This is a genomic window from Enterobacter cloacae complex sp. ECL414, assembly GCF_021869685.1.
GTDB lineage: Bacteria > Pseudomonadota > Gammaproteobacteria > Enterobacterales > Enterobacteriaceae > Enterobacter > Enterobacter kobei.
Genome location: NZ_CP091481.1, coordinates 3221086 through 3236227, shown reverse-complemented (window position 1 = coordinate 3236227; position 15142 = coordinate 3221086). Strand labels below are relative to the sequence as shown.

Sequence of the window (15142 nt, the reverse complement as noted above, 5' to 3'; positions counted from 1 at the left end):
TACCTTGCTACAGCAAGCTTTTGACGTAGTCGTCAATGTCGCTGATGTATTTTTCAATGCCAGAGGCATCTTTCTCACGAATTAGATGTTCCAGCGTTTCACATAACTGCTTGCCGGGAACCAGATTAAGCATGGCAAACACCCCTTTAAGCCGGTGTGCTGTCTGCGCCAGCGCTGCAAAATCATTCGCAGCGGACTCAGTATACAACCGCTTAACATCATCTGGTACTGTATCAACAAAGAGTGAATAGTATCCGCTGGCGTGAAGCTCGGCGTTTTCATTGCCGCCTAACGGGGATTCCGTTATCTCATCCTGCGCCAGCTGCTCTTCTATTAGTTGTAGTACAGCTTCCTGCATCGCATTGCTTATATTAAAGTTGACGCGCAGCTGGCCAGGGCCGATTTTCCGCACGCCTGACTCATCATCGCTTAAAAGCAAGCCCGAGGCAGTAAGATTAGACGGATTATCCGTTAAAAACAGATCAAATTCTTGACTTGCCAGTCGTTCATCCGGCGTGATGCAGGCCGCGCCCCAGTTTTCTAACTGACGCACCACGATGTTGCGAATCTCGTTTGAGGTCACATCCACCATCGCCACCACGTCATCCAGCAGGCGCTCTTCATCTTCTTCCTGCGGATTGACGGCCATTTTCACGTGCAGAGAGTAGCGAGTGCCGAGCGATTCACGTGCTTTGATATTCAGGTGGCCGCCGAGCTTACGCGCCAGCTGATCGCACAGCCAGAAGGTCAGGGCGTTAGCCTTACCGTAATGATCGCTTTGTGTGTCATTCAGGAACGGGAAGTGCAGATTATCAATTTCACTCGTCGTGACGCCTTCACCGGTGTCCAGAATGCGGAACGTCAGGCGATCTTCTGCCGACTCGTCGGTGCTCACTTCGAGGGTGATCTTGCCGATCTGCGTGGTGGTCACGGCATACTGAATAATCATCAGCAGAATGCGACGTAGCGCTTCGCGATCGCCATGGCGTTCGTCATTCGCCGGTAAATGGTTGTTGATCAGCAGCTGCAGACCTTTACGCTTGATCACCGGCAGGACTTCCGGAACCACTTCATCGATCAGATCCTGAATGGAGAAGAGGGAAGGCGTACCTTTCCAGAAATCATTCTCCAGCATGTTCGCTAACTGGATCTCATCCACCATACGAACCAGCGAGTCGGCCTGGCAGGCAAGCTGGTGGCTTTCAGAGGTGTTTAACGCCGCCGCCTGGGTTGCCAGCGTTTTTAACGGCTGTTTGAAGGCGTCGCCAATATTCTGCATAAAGGCGGCGCGCCCCTGCTGGTTCTTCTCATACAGCCTTTGCGCCTGCTTGAGTTTCTTATTCACCAGCACTTCGCGATCCTGGTCGCGGATAATGAAGATTTGCGTGCGTGGGGCTACCTGACTGCGGAACTGACGGATCTCGTACAGTTCATTATTGATGGTGGCCTGAATAACCCCCTGGTGCTGATCCGCCATGGTGGTGATGTTCTGCAGGTTAAGATGCGGCAGCAGATGGTCTGCAATTTTATTGCTCATCACCGTGCGGTTCGCTTCCTGATCGTGGACTAATACGCCCAGCGGCAGCACGGAAACAATCTCTTCATTGAGCGCGCGTAACACGCGAAGTTCATTCGTGTTGCCCGCGGTAACCGCAGAGGCGTCGCTATGACGTCCCGGCTGGAAGCGGAAGGTGCTGTAGCCAAACAGGGCCAGCGCCAGCAGGCCGATATTCAGCAGCAACGGCAGCAAAATATTTTGCAGGGTATCGAGCAGCAGGGTGCCAAACGGTACCTGCCACACCAGGCGCATGCCGGTTGAGTTCAGTGACGAGGCAATTTCAATTTTCGAGCCGTTAAAGGAGATGGTGACGCTCTCTGCGGCCTCTTTGTCCGACGCCGCGCGCATGTTCTGGGTACTGCTGTCTGGCTCCATACGGAAGCTGTCGAGCGGCATATCCGGCGGGATCAAATCATTAATAGGCAAATCAAACGCCACGACCGTCGCCAGATGTCCCGGCTGGTTGAACGTGGTACGCAGGGTAAAATAGTGACCATTTTGCCAGGCCAGGCGGCGCAGCGATGAGAAACTTTCACGCTCATCAAGGGCATTCGCCTGCTGCAGCATTTCTGCACGGCGGGAATCGACAATGCCGCCAACGGTCGTCTCTTTAAAACCAGAAGAGAGATCTTTCAATGGCAGCGTCGAGATCAGGATCATGCTGTTGTCCTGACCATTCAGATAGTACATCGACCACGGCACCGTCTCGGCACCCCAGAGGGTATCCAGATAGGTTGAAATACGCTGCGTCATCTCAAGCGTTGCGCTGTCGTGAGAGCCAAAGATAAGCGCCTCAGTCTTACGCTGCGGTTTTTCGAGATAGTAGACATCCTGCTTAAGCCGGGTCTCCTGAAGCCCATCCCCGGATGCGCTTGCAGGCGCTGCGGCAATATTGTCGTAAATCTGCCAGGTGGCGTAGCGCCAGGTATCAATGCGCTTGTGGACGGCATGAGTGATATCAACCACCTGGTAGCTCTTGTCCTTCAGCCAGGCGTTTACCGCGCTCTGCACCATCACGCCCAGGGTGACTAATAACACAACGATCAAAAGAAGAAAGAAACGGGTGATGCTCCCGGGAAGAAGGGAGAATTTGCTCGGGGCGGTAGTTTCAGTCTGACTCATTGATATCTTTAACCCGTAATGGTCGTGCTCTGTGGCGATAGGGCAGTATAAAGGGTAATACCTGAATTTCCAGCGCCACTGGCCTGGAACAGGCGACTTTTTCAGGGAACACTGCGGAAGAGGCGATGTGCGTTAAAAGTGTACAAGTTCACGATGCGTGTACAAATAAAAGAAACTTCTCGCCAGTAAATAGCACGAATTAACAAGAAATTAAGTTTCTGCTGAATTTTTACACGTTGGTTGACCCTCGTAACGGGATTAGTTAATAGTCGTTACAATTTCGTGCTGGTAGCACATAAAAAGAAAAGTTACGTAAAGAAGGGTAAAAAAAAACCGAATGCGATGCATTCGGCTCAATTAGGGATAAACAGACATTCAAAACTGAATGACGGTAATAAATAAAGTTAATGATGATAGCGAGAGTTATTTTAGAGATTAGGTGCGATCTTGTTTTGTCATTCAGTGCTGTAACGATTTATATCACAATTCATTGAAATTTAATGAAATAATATTAATTTTGATAATAAATGCTAATTTTCTAAGCTATTTGTGCTTTGTAAAAGTTCCTTGGTATTAACATTTTGAAACATGTTGATAGATGAATGAAACATCTTCAAAGTTTTCGTATCATATTCGCATTGGATTATTCTGTAATTTTGCGGAGAATGAAATTGCCGACTGGTTAATGAGGGTTAGCCAGTAAGCAGTGGCAATTATAAGGCATATAACAGAGGGTTAATAAAATGAAAGTTAAAGTACTGTCCCTCCTGGTACCAGCACTGCTGGTAGCAGGCGCAGCAAATGCGGCTGAAATTTATAACAAAGATGGCAACAAATTAGATCTGTACGGCAAAGTTGATGGTCTGCACTATTTCTCTGACGACAAGAGTGCTGACGGTGACCAGACCTACATGCGTCTTGGCTTCAAAGGTGAAACTCAGGTTAACGATCAGCTGACCGGTTACGGCCAGTGGGAATACCAGATCCAGGGCAACACAACAGAAAGCGACAACCAGGCCTGGACCCGTGTGGCGTTTGCTGGTCTGAAATTCGCTGAAGCGGGTTCTTTCGATTACGGTCGTAACTACGGTGTGATCTACGACGTAACATCCTGGACTGACGTGCTGCCAGAATTTGGTGGTGATACCTACGGTGCAGACAACTTCCTGCAATCTCGTGCTAACGGCGTGGCAACCTACCGTAACCAGGACTTCTTTGGTCTGGTGGATGGCCTGAACTTTGCTCTGCAGTATCAGGGTAAAAACGGTAGCGTAAGCGGTGAAAACGACACCGGCCGTAGCACCCTGAAACAGAACGGCGACGGTTACGGTGCGTCCCTGACCTATAACCTGGGCGAAGGCTTCAGCATCGGTGGTGCAATGTCTTCTTCCAAACGTACCGCCGATCAGAACAACACGGCTAACCCAGCCCTGAAAGGCGAAGGCGATCATGCCGAAGTCTATACGGGTGGCCTGAAATACGATGCCAACAACATCTATCTGGCCGCGCAGTACTCTCAGACTTATAACGCAACACGTTTCGGCAACTCTCAGAGCAGCAGCGATATCTACGGTTTCGCTAACAAAGCGCAGAACTTCGAAGTGGTTGCTCAGTACCAGTTCGACTTCGGCCTGCGTCCATCCGTGGCTTACCTGCAGTCTAAAGGTAAGGACATCGAAGGGTATGGCGACCAGGATCTGCTGAAATATGTTGATGTGGGTGCGACTTACTACTTCAACAAAAACATGTCTACCTACGTGGATTACAAAATCAACCTGGTTGATGAAAATGAGTTCACCCGTCAGGCCGGTATCGGTACTGATGATATCGTCGCGCTGGGTCTGGTTTACCAGTTCTAATCGCGTCGTAGTATGACTTAGGGGCCTGGTGGCCCCTTTTTTGTGCGTGTTTTTGGATCTCACAATTGACCCGTTTTGGTGTACTCTTGCCGCCCTGGCATGAGGATAATAATGAATGGATATGACTTTTTTACGCGCCAGCTTTCTGGCTATGCTTTTTTTCCTGACCGCATGTAACGATCCCGCCCCCGTGGCGAAAACCGACGCACCCGCTGCCACGGTGCTCGAAGGCAAAACGATGGGCACCTTCTGGCGCGTCAGCGTGATGAATCTCGATAAAACGCGCACGGAAGAACTTCGCGGCAAAATCCAGTCTCAGCTGGACGCCGACGATCAGCTGCTGTCGACCTACAAAAATGACTCGGCGCTGATGCGCTTTAACCTCTCCACCAGTACGTCTCTGTGGCCGGTGAGTGAAGCGATGGCTGATATCGTCACCGAGTCCATTCGCGTGGGATATAAAACCAACGGTGCGATGGACGTGACCGTCGGGCCGCTGGTGAATCTCTGGGGATTTGGCCCGAATAAACAGCCGGTGGCGACGCCCGATCAGGCGGCTATTGATGATGCCCGTGCCCGGACAGGGCTGCAGCATCTGACGGTGATCAATCAGTACGGCCAACAGTACCTGCAAAAAGATATCCCCGATCTGTTTGTCGATCTGTCGACGGTAGGGGAAGGCTACGCGGCGGATCACCTTGCCGCGCTGATGACGCAGGAAGGCATTTCGCGCTATCTGGTCTCCGTGGGCGGCGCGTTAGTCAGCCGGGGCATGAACGCCAGCGATAAACCGTGGCGCGTAGCGATTCAAAAACCGACCGATCGGCAAAATGCCGTGCAGGCGATAGTCGATATCAACGGACATGGCATCAGCACCTCCGGGAGTTACCGTAACTATTACGAGCTTGACGGGAAGCGCATCTCGCATGTTATTGATCCGCAGACCGGGCGGCCGATCGCGCATAATCTGGTCTCTGTGACGGTGATTGCGCCGACGGCGCTGGAAGCCGATGCCTGGGATACCGGCTTAATGGTCCTCGGCCCGGAAAAAGCGAAAGAGGTGGTTCGTCAGGAAGGGCTGGCGGTGTATATGATCACCAAAGAGGGCGACGAGTTTAAAACCTGGAGCTCGCCGCAGTTCAACAGTTTCCTGGTGAGCGACAAAAATTAAAAAGCAAGGTTGCGGGTTTTTTATCAGTGGCACTCAGGCACGCTACAGGTATGCTTGTAAGAGGAGCTGATGATGAAAAATCCAACCTATATGACCGATGAGGAACGCTGGCAGGCTGTACTGGCTCGCGATCCGCGTGCTGACGATCAGTTTGTCTTTGCCGTGCAAACGACGGGGATTGTCTGTCGTCCGTCCTGCCGGGCACGTCACGCCCTGCGTAAAAACGTCCACTTCTATCCTGATGTTCACCATGCCATTGAGGCAGGGTTTCGCCCGTGCAAGCGCTGTATGCCGGATAAACGCGATCCGCAGCAGCAGAAGCTGGCGAAAGTGGAGCACGCCTGTCGCCTTCTGGAGCAGGATCCTGCGTTAACGCTGGACGGTCTGGCGCAGCAGGTGGCCATGAGTCCTTTTCACTTCCACCGGCTGTTTAAGTCCGTTACCGGAATGACGCCAAAAGCCTGGCAGCAGGCGGCGCGCGGTCAACGTCTGCGCACGGCGCTTGCCCAGGGGGATACCGTTACCGATGCCGTGCTGGCCGCAGGCTTTCCCGACAGCAGCAGCTATTATCGTAAAGCGACAGATGCGCTGGGTATGACGGCGAAGCAGTACCGCAAAGGCGACGTGGCGGTGCAGTACGCCATCGATGACTGCTCATTAGGACGCTGTCTGGTTGCTGAAAGCGAGCGGGGGATTTGCGCAATATTGCTCGGTGACGACGATGCCGAATTAGCCGGGGAGCTGGCGACGCTGTTTCCAAAAGCAGAGCCCGCGCCGCAGGAAGATGCCTTCGCGCAGCGTATCCACCAGGTGATTGCCAGTATTGATAACCGCGCAGCGCCGCTTGAACTGCCGCTGGATATACGCGGAACCGCGTTCCAGCAGCGAGTCTGGCAGGCCCTTCGTGAAATTCCCTGCGGTGAAACGGCAAGTTATCAGCAGGTGGCGCAGGCGATTGGACAACCCAACGCGGTACGTGCCGTCGCGGGAGCCTGTGCGGCAAACAGGCTGGCGATTGTGATCCCCTGTCACCGCGTTGTCCGTAACGATGGCGCACTGTCGGGTTACCGATGGGGGACGGCGCGAAAAGCGCTATTGCTAAAACGTGAGGCGAAACGCCAGGAGGGATAATGCTCGATCTTTTTGCGGATGCGGAACCCTGGCAGGAACCACTGGCACCGGGGGCGGTTATTTTGCGTCGCTTCGCGCTCTCCCGTGCGGCGGCGCTGCTTGCGGGTATAGAAGAGGTGACGGCGGTTTCCCCGTTTCGCCATATGGTCACGCCGGGCGGTTACACGATGTCGGTGGCCATGGCGAACTGCGGCGAATTAGGGTGGGCGACGAATGAACGAGGCTACCTGTATGCGCCTAACGATCCCGCGACCGGCCAGCCGTGGCCCCCGATGCCTGCGGTTTTTCAGGCTCTCTGCCACGAGGCTGCCGTTGCCGCTGATTATCCTGACTTCCGACCGGATGCCTGCCTGATTAACCGCTACGCCGTCGGCGCGAAACTCTCCCTGCATCAGGATAAAGATGAACCCGATCTCCGCGCGCCCATCGTCTCGGTATCGTTAGGGCTTCCTGCCGTCTTCCAGTTTGGCGGATTACGCCGTAACGATCCGCTCAAACGCATTATGCTGGAGCATGGCGACGTGGTGGTGTGGGGCAGGGAATCGCGGCTGTATTATCACGGCATTCAGCCTCTGAAACCCGGGGTGCATCCCCTCACTGGCGAGTACCGTTTTAACCTGACGTTTCGCCAGGCAGGGTTTAGTAAACAAAAATAAGAATTATTCTTGATGTACACGCCGGGCAGTTTACACTGCTGGCTGATTTTTATTGTCCGGATTGCCTGCATGCAACTACTTCTCCTTGTCTGGCGTCAGTATCGCTGGCCCTTCATTGCCGTCATGGCGTTAAGCCTTGCCAGCGCCGCATTGGGTATTGGCCTGATCGCGTTTATTAACGTGCGGTTGATTGAAATGGTCGATACCTCACTCTCTGTTTTGCCAGAGTTTCTCGGCCTGCTGCTGCTGTTGATGGCGGTTACGCTTGGCTCTCAGCTGGCGCTAACCGCGCTCGGCCACCATTTCGTTTTCCGTTTGCGCAGCGAATTTATCAAGCGGATCCTGGACACTCAGGTTGAACGGGTGGAGCAACTTGGCAGCGCCTCCCTGCTGGCGGGGCTGACCAGCGACGTGCGGGCTATCACCATCGCGTTTGTTCGTCTGCCGGAGCTGGTGCAGGGGATCATTCTGACCTTTGGCTCGGCGGCTTATCTTGCCTGGCTCTCCAGTAAAATGCTGGCGGTGACCGCTCTGTGGATTGCCATTACCATCTGGGGCGGCTTTGTGCTGGTGTCACGCGTCTATAAACACATGGCGGTGCTGCGCGAAACGGAAGATAAACTGTATAACGATTACCAGACGGTGCTGGAAGGGCGCAAGGAGCTGACCCTGAACCGCGAGCGCGCCGAGTATATCTTCAATCACCTCTATATCCCGGACGCGCGCGAATATCGGCATCACATCATCCGCGCCGATACTTACCACCTGAGCGCGGTGAACTGGTCAAATATCATGATGCTGGGTGCCATTGGCCTGGTATTCTGGATGGCGAACAGCCTGGGCTGGGCGGACACCAACGTGGCGGCAACCTACTCACTGACGCTGCTGTTTTTACGCACGCCGCTGCTCTCGGCGGTCGGCGCATTGCCCACCTTGCTGAGCGCACAGGTGGCGTTTAACAAGCTCAAAAAATTCGACCTCGCGCCATTTAAGGCGGAATTCCCGCGCCCGCAAGCCTTCCCGGACTGGCATACGCTGGAGCTGCGCGACGTGACGTTCCGCTATCAGGACAACGCCTTCTCCGTGGGGCCGGTCAACCTGACGATTCACCGCGGTGAACTGCTGTTCCTCATCGGCGGTAACGGCAGCGGTAAATCCACGCTGGCGATGTTGCTCACCGGACTCTACCAGCCGCAGTCGGGCGAGATTTTGCTGGACGGTAAGGCGCTGAGTGCCGGGAAACCTGAGGACTACCGCAAGCTCTTTTCGGCGGTATTTACCGACGTCTGGCTGTTCGATCGGCTGCTCGGCCCTGAAGGGCAGCAGGCCAATCCTGTGCTGGTGGAAAAATGGCTGGCACAGCTGCAGATGTCGCACAAGCTGGAGCTTCAGGACGGTAAAATTCTCAACCTGAAGCTCTCTAAAGGGCAGAAGAAGCGCGTGGCGCTGCTGCTGGCGCTGGCGGAAGAGCGCGATATCATTCTGCTGGACGAATGGGCGGCGGATCAGGATCCCCACTTCCGCCGTGAGTTCTATCAGGTGCTGCTGCCGCTGATGCAGGAGATGGGCAAAACCATTTTCGCCATTAGCCACGACGATCACTACTTCATTCACGCCGACCGTCTGCTGGAGATGCGCGATGGCAAGCTGAGCGAATTGACCGGTGACGAGCGTGCGGCGGCCTCGCGTGATGCGGTGGCGCGCACGGCCTGATGCCCTCACCTTAACCCTCTCCCACAGGGAGAGGGGATAGATCGTGGCCGTAATGCCGTTTTTTTCTTCATCCCGTCCCGTTGTTTATTCTTATTTACATATCCTCGCGCTATGCTTAACGCCAACTCATTTAATGGATTTATGATTGATGTCGGTATTAAAGAAAAACAGCGCCAGGCAGCGCGATCAGGAGCGTGCGCGACTCATCTGGCTTCTCACGACCGATAAAGCGGTCACTTCTACGTTATTAGGCAAACTGACCCTGGCTGAGCAATATGATGTCGGCACTTTAGCCGACGATATTGCTGAGGTAGGTGCGCTGGTTGCTCATTTACCCCCGCCGGATCTGGCGGATACGCTCGAAGCACTTCCCTCCGAAGAGCGTCACGCCCTGTGGCGTCTGGTGCAGGATCACGAGCGCGGGCAGGTACTGCTTGAAGCTTCGGAAAACGTCTGGGATGACCTGATCGACGAGATGAGCGACCGGGACATTCTCGATGCGCTGCAAACGCTGGATATCGACGAACAGATTTACCTTGTACAACACCTGCCGCGTAACCTGACCGGTCGCCTGCTGGCCTCCCTGCCTGCCGATGAGCGCGCGCGTGTCCGTCAGGTGATGCACTACGAGAAAAATAGCGTCGGCGCGATCATGGAGTTTGGCGTTATCACGGTGCGTCCGGACGTCACGCTCGGTACCGTGCAGCGCTACCTGCGTCGCCTGGGCAAGATGCCGGATAACACCGATAAACTGTTCGTTACCTCGCGGGATAAAACCCTGCTGGGCGAGCTGGAGCTGAAAACGATCCTGCTTAACAGCACCCAGCGGCGAGTCAGTGAGGTGATGGAAAACGAGCCGATGGTCTTCTCTCCTGAAGACGATGCTGAAAAAGCGGCACGTACCTTCGAACGTGACGACCTCGTGAGTGCGGCCGTCGTGGATTCCGTCGGCAAGCTGATGGGCCGTCTGACGGTTGATGAGATCGTTGACGTGGTCTACGAAGAGACCGATAACGACCTGCGCGCGCTCGGGGGGATCAGTGCCGAAGATGACGTCCACGCCTCCGTCGGTAAGGCGGTGAAAACGCGCTGGGCGTGGCTTGCCATTAATTTGTGTACCGCCTTTATCGCCTCCCGCGTAATCGATGGCTTTGAACACACCATTTCACAGCTGGTGGCTCTTGCGTCATTGATGCCGATTGTGGCCGGGATTGGCGGCAATACAGGAAACCAGACCATTACGATGATCGTCCGCGCGCTGGCGCTGGAAAATATTCAGCCCGGCAATTTCGCCTTTCTGATCTTCAGGGAGATGGGGGTGGCGCTGATCAACGGCCTGGTGTGGGGCGGCATTATGGGGGGCATCACCTGGTGGCTGTATGACGATATGGCCTTAGGCGGGGTGATGATGCTGGCGATGGTGCTGAATTTACTGGTGGCATCGATGATGGGGGTCATTATTCCACTGACCATGACCAAGCTGGGGCGCGACCCCGCGGTGGGGTCGAGCGTGATGATCACTGCCATCACCGATACCGGTGGTTTCTTTATTTTTCTTGGGCTTGCAACGCTTTTTCTGCTTTAAGACGACGTTTAATGCGGGCGGGAAGCAGTGCCATGAGGATAATCCCCCCCAGCACGCCAATCGCCAGGTTACCGGTTGATACCGTTGCGGCGACCGTCACCAGCATCACGACGGTTTCCGCAACCGGTGCATTTTTTACCGTTGCGGGCTGAATGCTGTGCCAGCTGAAGGTTCTGATGGCGACTATCGCCATAATGCCTGCCAGCACCGCCATCGGAATTTTAGCCATCACGTCGCTCAGCGCCGTCACCAGCACCAGTAAAACGATACCAGCCGCTAACGTTGAAATACGGCTTCGGCCTTTCCCCATCTCCACGTTGACGATGGTTTGTCCAATCATCGCGCAGCCTGCGATCCCGCCATAGAGCCCGGCCAGGATATTGCCCACGCCCAACCCGATGCTTTCACGGCGTTTACTGGACGGGGTGACGGTCAGTTCATCCACCAGCTTCGCCGTTAGCAGTGACTCCAGCAGCCCGACGAACGCAATGCTTAACGCGCACGGCCAGATAATGCTTAACGTTTCTATGTTCAGGGGGACCAGCAGTTGCGTCAGTCCCGGTAACCCGCCACTCATCGAGCCTTCATCACCCACCGTCGGCAGAATTTGCCCGCTGGTAACGGTGAACAACGTGAGCACCACTATCGCAATCAGCGGGGAAGGGATGCTTTTGATATAGCGCGGCACCCACAGCACGATAAGCAGCGTGAGCACGAACAGGCCGACGATTAACGGGCTTCGGCTCCAGAAGTGCGGAACCTGAGCAAAGAAAATTAAGATGCCGAGGGCGTTAACAAACCCGGTCATCACCGACTGAGGGATAAAGCGCATCAGCCTTGCCATGCCCAGTGCGCCAAACAGTATTTGGATCACCCCCGCCATGAGAACCGCCGGAAGAATGTACTGCACGCCGTGCTGGTGCACCATCGGGCCAATAACCAGCGCCACGGAACCGGCCGCCGCCGTGACCATCGCCGGACGACCGCCCAGCACAGACAAAGCAAAACACAACACCACGGAGGCGATCAGGCTGACTTTGGGATCAACGCCTGCAACCACCGAAAATGAGATCACTTCAGGGACCAGGGCCAGGGCGGTAATGACGCCCGCCAGCGTTTCACGCATCAGAAGTTTTGGCGAGCTAAGGACCGTGGTGACGCGGTCTTCGCCGGGTACAGCAGAATGGGGTAAGGACATAACTCTTCGCAGATTAGGGCAGGCTTCCGTGCGCGCGATCACAAAACGCCACATACTAGCCAGTAAACCCACGATTTACCAGCCACATCGATAATTCCTTACAAACAACCCACCATTAAATTTCACAATTACAATAATTTCGTAACCTTTAAACAATATTTAAAAGTTGTTACCGTGCCTCCGCAGCTTTTTTCACCTGCAATTTCCACGCATCAAGCACTTTTACACTAAGGCATAAATTATGAAAAAAATGACTGCCATGCTCTTTTCTCTGGCCGTGGGGCTTAACACCGTCTCTATGGCGGCGAAAGCTGACACCCCTAAAGAGCAGGAAACGGACGTCCTTTTAATTGGTGGCGGTATCATGAGCGCCACGCTGGGAACCTATCTGCAAGAACTTCAGCCGGACTGGTCCATGACCATGGTCGAGCGCCTTGATGGCGTGGCGCAGGAAAGTTCGAACGGCTGGAACAACGCCGGTACCGGACATTCGGCACTCATGGAACTGAACTATACGCCGCAGAAAAAGGACGGTTCCATTAGTATCGAGAAGGCGGTAGAGATCAACGAAGCGTTTCAGATCTCACGCCAGTTCTGGTCTCACCAGGTCAACAGCGGCGTGATGCATGACCCGCACTCCTTCATTAACACCGTACCGCACATGAGCTTTGTGTGGGGCGAGCAGAACGTCAACTTCCTGCGCGCGCGTTACGCTGCGCTGCAGCAGAGCACGCTCTTCCGTGGGATGAAATACTCTGAAGACCACGCTCAGATCAAAGAGTGGGCGCCGCTGGTGATGGAAGGTCGTGACCCGAACCAGAAAGTGGCCGCGACCCGGACCGAAATTGGTACCGACGTTAATTATGGCGAAATTACCCGTCAGCTGGTGACGTCTCTGAAGAAGAAAGAGAACTTCAACCTGCAGCTCAGCACCGAAGTGCGTGGTTTTAAGCGCAACGCGGATAACAGCTGGAGTGTGACCGTTGCCGATCTGAAAAACAACGAAGCCGAGCACGTCATCAAGGCGAAGTTTGTCTTTATTGGTGCCGGTGGGGCGGCGCTGAAACTGCTGCAGGAGTCCGGTATTCCTGAAGCTGACGACTATGCGGGATTCCCGGTTGGCGGTCAGTTCCTGGTATCCGAGAACCCGGAAGTGGTGAATCGTCATCTGGCAAAAGTGTACGGTCAGGCTTCCGTCGGTGCACCGCCGATGTCTGTTCCACACATCGACACCCGTATGCTTGACGGTAAGCGCGTGGTGCTGTTCGGACCGTTCGCGACTTTCTCCACCAAGTTCCTGAAAAATGGCTCCCTGTGGGATCTGCTCAGCGCCACGACCACCTCTAACGTCAAGCCGATGATGGACGTGGGTCTGGATAACTTCGATCTGGTGAAATATCTCATCAGCCAGGTGATGCTCTCTGACGAGGAACGCTTCGAGGCGCTGAAAGAGTACTATCCGCAGGCGAAGAAAGAAGACTGGCGTCTGTGGCAGGCGGGACAGCGCGTTCAGATCATCAAGCGTGACCCGAAAGAGGGCGGCGTGCTGCGTCTGGGTACGGAAGTGGTGAGCGATAAGGATGGCACGATTGCCGCGCTGCTGGGCGCGTCACCGGGTGCATCTACTGCTGCGCCAATCATGCTGCACCTGATGGAAAAAGTGTTTAAAGATAAAGTTGCCAGCCCGGAATGGCAGGCGAAGCTGAAAACGATTATTCCATCCTACGGTACGAAGCTGAACGGGAATGTCGACGCGACGGAGCAGGAGCTGGAATACACCAGCCGCGTATTGCAGTTGCAATATGTGAAGCCGCAGGCAGCGGATGCTGCGCCAAAGGCGGAACTGAAGCCTCAGGCGGAAAACAAACCGGTTGCGGATATCGCCCTGTAAGGTAAAAGCAAAACGGTAACATTCGTTACCGTTTTTAGTGTTGTAGGTCGGGTAAGGCGAAGCCGCCACCCGACTTAATTTCAACGTACTACCGCTTGTCCGACATTCTCATCCGCTTTCCATACGCGGTATTTCACTTCTACGTTTTCAGGCGTATACACCACGACAGGCAACTTGCTGTTATAGCGCAGCAGACTGTTATCACCCAGATATGCCGTTACAAATTTCTTCTCTTTCTTGCCGTCCGGGCACGCCATCATGGTGGAGACGGGGGAGGTCACTTTGTCGAAGACGTAGTAATCGTAGCCCCAACCTTCCAGCGTTTTGCTCTCCAGTTGGCCGCCCAGTCGGTGCTGGTTACAGTCCACTTCCAGCGTTTTACCAATCAACAGCTCCACTTTGTAGTTCGCTTCGTCCTGCAGAACCGGTAGCTGAATCACCTGACGTTTCATCCCTTTGTCCGCTTTCGGATAGGGGGCAACTTTTTCCAGCGGCTGCTCTTTTTGGGTTTCGCTGGCGAAAGCGCCGGTGCTGATGCACGCGGCAATCAGGGCGATGGCAAATTTAGGTGCGTTTTTCATTGTCATTCCTTTATGTCAAAACGAGCCGAATCAGATTAGCATAACACTTATGAATGATTAGCGTCATTTACTTACATTTTCAATATAAGTGGTGTAATGAACCTGACTTGCACTATAAATCCAGTTTTTTGTGCTGAAATGGTATCTGGCGGCAGATCGTGTTATTTTGAACGCCACATAATGTTATTCATCTGTAAAGGGAAGAGAGATGGTTCGTGCAAAACTGAAAACACCTGAAGGCCGCAAGTTCCTCCTGGCGCTACTGGTTGTGTTTATGATTGCGGCCGCGTGCGTGGGGCGGGCAACCATTGTTGGCGTTATCGAACAGTACAACATTCCTCTCTCCGCCTGGACCACCAGCATGTATGTTCTGCAATCGGCGATGATCTTCGTTTACAGCCTTGTCTTCACCGTTCTGCTTGCTATCCCGCTGGGCATTTTCTTCCTGGGTGGACGTGAGAAGCACTAAGCGCCGACGTGCGATAAGGAAGCCATCCTGCGGGGTGGCTTTTTTATGCATAAAAAAAACCAGCCATAAGAGGCTGGTTTTCAATGTGTTTTTGGTCGGCACGAGAGGATTTGAACCTCCGACCCCCGACACCCCATGACGGTGCGCTACCAGGCTGCGCTACGTGCCGACGCATAAAAAGATACTACTCGATTCCGTTTCGAATGCA

General features: G+C 54.1%; 11 protein-coding genes and 1 tRNA gene. 8 read left to right on the top strand and 4 right to left on the bottom strand.

The window, feature by feature from the left end; genetic code table 11:
* Positions 1-7 precede the first annotated feature (7 nt).
* Positions 8-2680 carry a phosphotransferase RcsD gene (gene rcsD, locus L3068_RS15525; protein ID WP_045268967.1) on the bottom strand — a complete coding sequence of 891 codons (2673 nt, stop codon included), beginning with the start codon at positions 2678-2680 and terminating at the stop codon, positions 8-10.
* A 743-nt stretch (positions 2681-3423) separates the two neighbouring features.
* On the opposite strand from rcsD, the gene L3068_RS15520 reads away from it, so the two are divergent.
* The 6 genes from L3068_RS15520 to mgtE all read left to right on the top strand — a co-directional run bounded on the left by L3068_RS15520 (position 3424) and on the right by mgtE (position 10795).
* Complete coding sequence (locus L3068_RS15520) at positions 3424-4539, top strand: porin OmpC (protein WP_014884606.1); 1116 nt, start codon at positions 3424-3426, stop codon at positions 4537-4539.
* 115 nt (positions 4540-4654) lie between these two features.
* Positions 4655-5710 carry an FAD:protein FMN transferase ApbE gene (apbE, locus tag L3068_RS15515; protein ID WP_045268966.1) on the top strand — a complete coding sequence of 352 codons (1056 nt, stop codon included), beginning with the start codon at positions 4655-4657 and terminating at the stop codon, positions 5708-5710.
* Positions 5711-5782: 72 nt separating this feature from the next.
* A complete protein-coding gene (ada, locus tag L3068_RS15510; RefSeq protein WP_050862913.1) occupies positions 5783-6841 on the top strand; it encodes a bifunctional DNA-binding transcriptional regulator/O6-methylguanine-DNA methyltransferase Ada in 1059 nt (352 codons plus the stop codon).
* Complete coding sequence (alkB, locus tag L3068_RS15505; RefSeq protein WP_023330945.1) at positions 6841-7497, top strand: DNA oxidative demethylase AlkB; 657 nt, start codon at positions 6841-6843, stop codon at positions 7495-7497. The genes ada and alkB overlap by 1 nt, the downstream gene beginning before the upstream one ends.
* A gap of 69 nt (positions 7498-7566) precedes the next feature.
* On the top strand, positions 7567-9210 hold the full coding sequence (locus tag L3068_RS15500) for a multidrug ABC transporter permease/ATP-binding protein (protein ID WP_045281828.1): 1644 nt from the start codon (positions 7567-7569) through the stop codon (positions 9208-9210).
* Positions 9211-9358: 148 nt separating this feature from the next.
* Positions 9359-10795 (top strand): magnesium transporter, encoded by a 1437-nt coding sequence (mgtE, locus tag L3068_RS15495; RefSeq protein WP_014884601.1) that lies wholly within the window; start codon positions 9359-9361, stop codon positions 10793-10795.
* On the opposite strand, the gene L3068_RS15490 is transcribed toward mgtE, so the two are convergent.
* Complete coding sequence (locus L3068_RS15490; RefSeq protein WP_117580819.1) at positions 10758-12047, bottom strand: SulP family inorganic anion transporter; 1290 nt, start codon at positions 12045-12047, stop codon at positions 10758-10760. The genes mgtE and L3068_RS15490 overlap by 38 nt on opposite strands.
* 187 nt (positions 12048-12234) lie before the next feature.
* Here L3068_RS15490 and mqo point away from each other — a divergent pair, with 187 nt between their 5' ends.
* The gene (mqo, locus tag L3068_RS15485; RefSeq protein WP_014884599.1) at positions 12235-13884 is read left to right on the top strand and encodes a malate dehydrogenase (quinone); all 1650 of its coding nucleotides are present in this window, start codon (positions 12235-12237) and stop codon (positions 13882-13884) included.
* Between the two features lie 80 nt (positions 13885-13964).
* Here mqo and eco read toward each other — a convergent pair whose 3' ends face one another.
* Positions 13965-14465, bottom strand: a complete 501-nt coding sequence (eco, locus tag L3068_RS15480) for a serine protease inhibitor ecotin (protein ID WP_045134317.1) — start codon at positions 14463-14465, stop codon at positions 13965-13967.
* Positions 14466-14673: 208 nt separating this feature from the next.
* On the opposite strand from eco, the gene L3068_RS15475 reads away from it, so the two are divergent.
* Positions 14674-14934: a DUF2534 family protein gene (locus L3068_RS15475; RefSeq protein WP_008500962.1), complete on the top strand. Its 261-nt coding sequence runs from the start codon at positions 14674-14676 to the stop codon at positions 14932-14934.
* 92 nt (positions 14935-15026) lie between these two features.
* Here the strand turns inward: L3068_RS15475 and L3068_RS15470 are convergent.
* Positions 15027-15103 (bottom strand) — tRNA-Pro (locus tag L3068_RS15470).
* Positions 15104-15142 lie beyond the last annotated feature (39 nt).